General features: G+C 67.2%; 1 protein-coding gene. It reads left to right on the forward strand.

What is annotated here, in order from left to right; genetic code table 11:
• Window positions 1–679: transketolase-like TK C-terminal-containing protein (locus tag B3873_RS14610; RefSeq protein WP_286866921.1), on the forward strand; the 679-nt coding region annotated here is incomplete at both ends.

Consider the following 679-nt stretch of genomic DNA (forward strand, 5'->3'; position numbering starts at 1 on the left):
CCCTTCTCGGATTACGAACGTCCGGCCATGCGCATGGCTGCGCTGATGGGCTTGCCGGTGAAATTCGTGTTCAGTCACGACTCCATCGGCATCGGCAAGAACGGGCCGACGCATCAGCCGGTGGAAATCCTGGCCTCGCTGCGTGCCATGCCCAACATGCTGGTGATGCGCCCGGCCGATGCCAGCGAGGCGGTGGAATGCTGGGAAGTCGCCATGCAGCACCGCAGCGGACCGGTCAGCCTGGTCTTCGCACGACAGAGCCTGCCGCCGGTCCGCAAGCGCTTCGAGGTGAGCAATCTCAGTGCGCGCGGGGGATATGTACTGGAAGAAGCGCAGTGCGGGCCGCGTCAGGTGAGCTTGCTGGCCACCGGTTCGGAGGTGGCCATCGCTTGTGCTGCGCGCGACCTGCTGGAAGCGCGGGGCGTGGCCACCGCCGTGGTATCGCTGCCGTGCTGGGAATTGTTCGACCAGCAGGACAGCCGCTATCGTGACGCCGTACTGGGCGAGGACACGGTCCGGGTGGGCGTGGAAGCGGCAGTGCGCTTTGGATGGGATCGGTATCTGGGCGCGCGCGGCAGCTTCGTCGGCATGGCGGGCTTCGGTGCGCCGGGGCCAGCGGATGTGCTGTACCGGCACTTCGGCATCACGCCGGAGGCGGTGGTGGCGCAGGCTTTGCAGC

The sequence above is a fragment of the Herbaspirillum sp. UBA812 genome (genome assembly GCF_002296545.1).
Classification (GTDB): Bacteria; Pseudomonadota; Gammaproteobacteria; order Burkholderiales; family Burkholderiaceae_D; genus Herbaspirillum; species Herbaspirillum huttiense.